This is a genomic window from Microcystis sp. LEGE 08355 (genome assembly GCF_015207185.1).
Taxonomy (GTDB): Bacteria; Cyanobacteriota; Cyanobacteriia; order Cyanobacteriales; family Microcystaceae; genus Microcystis; species Microcystis panniformis.
On sequence record NZ_JADEXI010000258.1, the window covers coordinates 1 to 6,286 of the forward strand.

Annotated in this window: 6 protein-coding genes; 5 read left to right on the forward strand and 1 reads right to left on the reverse strand. The window is 43.7% G+C overall.

Translation table 11 applies throughout. The features are described 5' to 3' along the window. A partial coding sequence (locus IQ242_RS13770) for a zinc ribbon domain-containing protein (RefSeq protein WP_193960351.1) occupies window positions 1–180 on the forward strand: 180 nt, incomplete at its 5' end. Window positions 181–228: 48 nt separating this feature from the next. On the opposite strand, the gene priA is transcribed toward IQ242_RS13770, so the two are convergent. Continuing rightward, entirely contained in the window at window positions 229–2,718 is a 2,490-nt protein-coding gene (gene priA / locus IQ242_RS13775; protein WP_193960352.1) for a primosomal protein N', read from the reverse strand. Between the two features lie 641 nt (window positions 2,719–3,359). Between priA and IQ242_RS13780 the strand changes: the two genes are divergently transcribed. The 4 genes from IQ242_RS13780 to IQ242_RS13795 form a co-directional block, all read left to right on the forward strand. Further along, entirely contained in the window at window positions 3,360–4,493 is a 1,134-nt protein-coding gene (locus IQ242_RS13780; protein ID WP_193960353.1) for an RNA polymerase sigma factor, RpoD/SigA family, read from the forward strand. A 262-nt stretch (window positions 4,494–4,755) separates the two neighbouring features. After that, on the forward strand, window positions 4,756–5,274 hold the full coding sequence (locus tag IQ242_RS13785) for a hypothetical protein (RefSeq protein WP_228020987.1): 519 nt from the start codon (window positions 4,756–4,758) through the stop codon (window positions 5,272–5,274). Window positions 5,275–5,451: 177 nt separating this feature from the next. Then, on the forward strand, window positions 5,452–5,787 hold the full coding sequence (locus tag IQ242_RS13790) for a transposase family protein (RefSeq protein ID WP_193960354.1): 336 nt from the start codon (window positions 5,452–5,454) through the stop codon (window positions 5,785–5,787). Between the two features lie 122 nt (window positions 5,788–5,909). Then, the coding region (locus IQ242_RS13795) for an ISAs1 family transposase (protein WP_370582995.1) at window positions 5,910–6,286 on the forward strand (377 nt) is incomplete at its 3' end.

Sequence of the window (6,286 nt, forward strand, 5' to 3'; positions counted from 1 at the left end):
GAATGGGACTGTCCAGACTGTGGGACTCACCATGACCGAGATATTAACGCCAGTAAAAACATTTTGGCCGCAGGGCTTGCGGTGTCAGTCTGTAGAGCGACCATAAGACCAGAACAGAGTAAATCTGGGGCGGCAGGTGCGAAAAATCCTTCGGGAAAGAAGCAGAAACCTAAATCGTGAGGTTTGGGAATCACCGTCCGTTCACGGCGGTGAGGATGTCAACCTTTATTATTCTATAGTTAAGGGGTCAACATCGATCGCCATACTTACCTTGGCTAAAACTAAGCTTTTCAAAGGACGCAAAAGACCACCGATATCAGCCTGGTCTCCTGATAATTTTAACAGAATTTGCCAGCGATAACGGTTAGCCACACGCATAATTGTTGCGGGTGCAGGTCCCAAAATATCCCAATCGGAACCGAAATTATTAACACATTCCTCCGCGACATTTTCGGCACTTTTCTGCACTGCTTCTCCATCTAAACCACTAAAGCGAATTAAGACTAAACTGCCGTAGGGAGGATAATTTAAACTCTCTCTCTGCATTAATTCCGTCTCGACAAAACCCTCATAATCGTGGGTTTGCACTGCTCTAATCACGGGATGTTCGGGGGTATAGGTTTGGATAATTACCTTTCCTTCTCTTTCTCCCCTTCCTGCTCTCCCTGCTACTTGAGTTAGGGTTTGAAAAGCGCGTTCGGAGGCGCGATAATCGGAGTGATAAAGTAAGCCATCGGCTGCCATTACTCCTACTAAAGTAACTCGATCGATATCTAATCCTTTGGTGAGCATTTGGGTTCCCACTAAAACATCAAACTCACCATCAGTAAATAGTTTTAATAGTTCCCGGGGAGCATTTTTGTTACGGGTGGTATCACTATCAAAACGCAAGCAGCGCAAATCAGGAAATTCTTTGCTTAATTCTTGGGTGACGCGCTGAGTACCAGTACCGAAAAATTTTAGATAGGGAGAACCACATTCAGGACATTGTTTCGGATGAATGCGACCATAGTTGCAGTAGTGACAGCGGAGTAATTCTTGCGCTCCCGGTTCGGTGTGGTGGTAGGAGAGAGAGACATCACAGTGGGGACACTCCAGCACATAACCGCAACTTCTGCAAGATACAAATGTACTGTGTCCCCGGCGACTGACGAATAAAATTGCCTGTTCTCCCTTGTCGCGCAGGGTTTCCAGAGATGAACGCAGGGATTGACTAAACAGGGAACGATTGCCTCGTTGCAATTCCCGTCGCATATCGACGATTTCCACCCGCGGTAAGGGGCGATTTTGGATGCGATCGGGCAAAGATAGGTAAAGACTGGGATTAGCTTGGGATTCTAGCCATGTTTCTAGGGATGGCGTGGCCGAGCCTAAAATTACGGGACAATGGTTTAATTGAGCGCGCCATTTAGCCACGGTACGCGCGTGATAGGTGGGGAGTAATTGACTTTGTTTAAAGCTGCTATCGTGTTCTTCATCGAGGATAATCATGCCTAGATGGGGTAAAGGGGCAAAAATCGCCGATCGCGTCCCGATAATAACTTGCGGGGTTCCTGTCAACATCTGTCGCCAGGTATCGTATCTTTCTCCTTCCGAGAGGGCGCTATGATAAACATAGACTCGATCGCCAAAACGGGCCACAAAGCGATCGGTTAGTTGCGGTGTTAATCCAATTTCGGGGACTAAAACCAAGGCAGATTTACCCGCTGCTAGGATAGGTGTGATCGCCTGTAGATAGACTTCTGTTTTACCCGATCCCGTCACTCCATGTAAGAGAGTGCTTTCACCACCTTTTAGGGTTTGAATGGCTTCTAAAGCCTGTTTTTGACTATAAGTGAGTGTTTTTGGTTGATCCCTGCTCATAATCGCCGAGGATAAGCGCAGAAATTCCCGGTCCTCAATCACCACATAACCCTTGTCAATTAGTGGTTTAAAATGTTTTGTCCCCGCGAGTTGTGCCAATTCTGGCAGCCACATTTCTCCTCCCTGATGACGGAGAATTTCGACAATTTTGCGCTGATTTTCGGTTAAATCGGCAGGAAAGTCGGTTATTAGCAGGGTAATGGCTTTTTTTAGCTTAATATTGGTACTTTTGGGTGCTTCTAGATAACTTTCCACCCAACCGCGCTTAACTAAGTCTCGAATACCGTAATTAGCATTTTTTACCTTTTCTTGCAGGTATTTCGCCGAATAATCGCCTTCTTTTTGATTTTTGAGCAGGGATAAAATCTGACGGGAGAGGGGAGTACAAAAAACTTCCGCACCGGGGGGAATAGCTTCTGGTTTTAATCTGATGCGACGTTGGGAACTTCGCAGTAAACCCGTAGGTAAAGCGACGCGAACAACGGTGATTAAATCCGTTGCGTAGTATTGGGCGATTTTCGTCAATAACTGCCAATAATTATCGGGGAAAAAGCCCTTAGCAATCACATCTTCCACGGGACGAATTTGATTTTCTTCTAGTCCTGCGGGCAAATTTTCGAGAAATCTAAGAGCAATTCCCCCAATTACCTGAGAACCAAAGGGAACGCTTAAAATATCGCCGATTTCTACCGTTAAATCCCGGGGGATACTATAGGTTAATATTTGCTGATCCTCTTGACTATCTCTAGGATAAGGGCGATCGACCAAAACCTCTAACCACGGTTGCCCAGTTGTGGTTAATTGGTAAGGTGTGCGAGGTTCCGCTACAGTCAGGGTAGCACAGCGATCGAGCATGGTTATCAGTTATCAGTTATCAGTTATCAGTGGGGAGCGGGAAGTGGGGAGTGGGAAGTGGGGAGTGGGAAGTGGGGAGAATGGGGTATTTAAATTATAGTTTAAAGCTTGAGGGGAATAAAACCAGTTAATTTTCTCTAAAAACAGTTTAAATATTGCTTTTTTGCCCACAAATTTTGATTTTTAGCTAGTGAAGTCTTCCCCAAAGAATTTTTATCCACCCTTAAGCATTGATAAAGTTAATGATAACTATTGACTATTAGCTATTAAATCGCACCATAGTTAGTCAAAAGCTGAGAATAGTTCTCAATAAAAAAAGCGAAGAATAGTCATAAAAAGCTGACTGCTATCTTGATTGTTAAGAAGCGTGATCTTTACCTAGTCAAATACCAAAAACCTTAGTTAGAGTGTATAAGTGGAAACCCTGAAAGTCTCCCCTATTCACCAGAAAATCTGATTATCTGGTTGAGCGATTTGTAACAATCCACACAGAAGCGCCTAATTATATCCCAGAAATGGCCGCCATTAATTAAGAAAACGTTTAAAAAATCTGCTCCCCGAAAATTCAATGTAACAATCAGCCATTGGGAGAAACTAAGTTTTTCCCCGCTATTATAACCCCACTCCATCCATAACTGCTTATGAAAATCTCTAAACTAGCCGCTGATGATAATTTTAATCAAATCATTGCCTTGGAGACAAATCCTTTAGAACTGGAAAGCGTGGATTTTGCTGAAAGAACTGACGAAGATCTGACTGAATCTTTACCGGAAACCCTAAAAAACACTCGTGGGAGTAGTGGAACGGGATACGATAAAGGCAGCAATGAAGACACTGTTGGCGCATTTTTTAAAGAAATGGCCCGTTATCCCCTGCTTAGTGCGGAAGAAGAAATTGAATTAGCCTACTCGGTTAAGTTTCTCATGGAAGCGGAAGAAGTACGCCAAAAACTGCAAGAAAATTTACATCGTCCCCCGACGAAAACGGAATGGGCGATCGCTTTAGAATTGGATAATGAACGTCAACTGGAAAACCGTCTTTATCGGGGACGAACAGCTAAAAGGAAAATGATTCGTTCTAATTTGCGCTTGGTGGTTTCTATCGCTAAACGCTATTTAAATCGCGGGGTTCCTTTCTTAGATTTAATTCAAGAAGGTGCGATCGGACTCAACCGTGCGGCCGAAAAATTCGATCCCAATAAAGGTTATAAATTCTCTACCTATGCTTATTGGTGGATTCGACAAGCAATCACCCGCACCATTGCTAACGATGCGCGGACAATTCGTTTACCGATTCACATTGTCGAAAAACTCAATAAACTCAAAAAAGCGCAGCGCATTCTCAAGCAAGATTTACAGCGCAATCCCAATGAACGGGAACTTGCGGAAGCGTTAGAAATAACTCCCGAACAATTGCGGCAATTATTACAATTGCGTCGTCAATCTCTCTCTTTAAATCATCGTGTAGGGAAGGGAGAAGATACGGAATTAGTGGATCTTTTGGAAGATGATGATCTACAACTTCCCGAAGATAAAATGAATGAGATGATGATGCGTCAAGAAATTTTCGCAGTTTTAAGTGATGTTCTCACGGAACGGGAAAAAGATGTTATCTCCCTCCGTTATGGTTTAGCTACCAGTCAACCCTATACCCTAGAGGAAGTGGGGGGAATGTTCAATTTATCTCGGGAACGAGTACGTCAAATTCAAACTAAAGCGATGCGAAAATTACGTCGTCCTCAAGTCGCACGTCGTCTGAAAGGATGGTTACATTAATAATTTTTTCTAACTCGTTCTGTCCTCTCTCCTTTTTCCTGGAGAGCTTTTTTTGTCGATATTTAGCTTAAAATTAAGGTAAAGCTGATTTTCTCAGTAAATAGTCATAATACCTATGAACCGACATCTCCAACCGAAAGTGAAAACGGGAAAATATCAATCTCCCCAAGAAGTCATCGACTTTGCTTTGCAGTTAGGGAGTTGCGTATTAATAAGTTACCATCTAGACTAGAGAAGCAACTTGTTACTCCCACTCTCAACTATGGTAACTGAACTGACTGAAAAAATCAAATCAAGCTTGAAAGATGCGGCAAAAAAGCTGACAGGTTTTAAGAAAAGGGCTTTTATGGCGCAAGTAACTATAGACTATTTTAACTCTTCGCCGCGCCGGGCCGAAACAGAATTGGGATGGTCTAGGCAGGCAATAGCAACAGGATTGAAAGAGTTAGAAACTGGAATTATTTGTGTTGATAACTATCGTGCTAGGGGGAGAAAAAAAACGGAGGAACTGCTACCAAACTTAGAGGCAGACATCAAAAGTTTAGTGGAGATGTACTCGCAAGCAGACCCTAAATTCCCATCAACTTTTGCCTTTACTAGAATCAGTGCCAGAGCGGTAAGAGAGGCATTAAAAGAAGAAAAAGGCGATCAAGATGAACAATTGCCCTCTCGTCAAACTATTGGAGATATTTTGAATCGAATGGGCTATAGTTTAAAAAAAACACAAAAAATAAAACCGCTCAAAAAAATCCCCAAGGTAATCGCACGTCGTTTTGTATAAAATGTAACAGACAGAGGTTACTAAATGTCATTACTAGCAGGACGAGCTGATATAAGTTAATCTGAGAGGAAGTAAAAAGTTACATAGTGTAGCAGTTGAGCATGGCATCCGGTTTTGGCCCCCCTAGTTTTAAACCCCAAGCAAGAGCGAGAGGCTAAGGTTTTAAGAAACAGTGTCTTGAAACATTTTCAGCATCTAGAAGACCCCAGAGCGGACAGGGGGCGCAATCATAGCCTAGTCTCGATAATTACCATAGCTATCTTGGCGGTGTTGGCTGGTGCCGATGGTTTTGCCGCCATAGAAGCCTACGGTCAAGCCAAGCAATCTTGGTTGGAAACATTTTTAGACCTACCGAAGGGGATACCTTCCCACAATACCTTTGGCAGAGTGCTAGGGATGCTAGAACCCAAGCAATTACAGTCGGGATTCCTGGCGGGTGATAAGAGAAATCACAGAGAAGTTGAACATAGAACTAATCCACATAGAGGGGAAAACGGCCAGAAATTCTTATGACCGGGAGGAAAATCTGAAAGCTTTGCACACAGTAAGTGCCTGGAGTAGCGAACATGGCTTGGTTCTAGCCCAAGAAAAAGTCAAGAGCAAATCCAACGAAATTACCGCCGTGCCGCTCAGAAGTGCAATTGCTCAATCTCAAGGGAGCGATAGTCACCTTGGATGCGATGGGAACCCAGACAGAAATAGCCAAACAAATCAAGTCTGGGGGAGGAGATTATGTTTTTGCCCTCAAGGGCAACCAAGGCAAGCTCTTTCAACAAGTAGAAGGCTGGTTTGACCAAGCTATAGCCCGGGATTGGCAAGGGATTGAATACAGCTACCACGAAAAGGTGGAGTCGGGGCATCACCGTATCGAAACCCTTCAAATTTGGGTAGTGCCAGTGTCTCAATTACCGCTCCTGCATCGGCATAGTCTGTGGCCAGGCCTAACCACCCTAGTCATGGTTCGCAGTGTCCGCCAATTATGGAATAAAACTACTACAGAAATTCGCTTCTT

Bases quoted from the DNA above. Each gene is read 5' to 3' on its own strand.
- IQ242_RS13780 (WP_193960353.1), top strand. From the start codon at position 3,360: ATGAAAATCTCTAAACTAGCCGCTGATGATAATTTTAATCAAATCATT.
- priA (WP_193960352.1), bottom strand. From the start codon at position 2,718: ATGCTCGATCGCTGTGCTACCCTGACTGTAGCGGAACCTCGCACACCT.
- IQ242_RS13785 (WP_228020987.1), top strand. From the start codon at position 4,756: ATGGTAACTGAACTGACTGAAAAAATCAAATCAAGCTTGAAAGATGCG.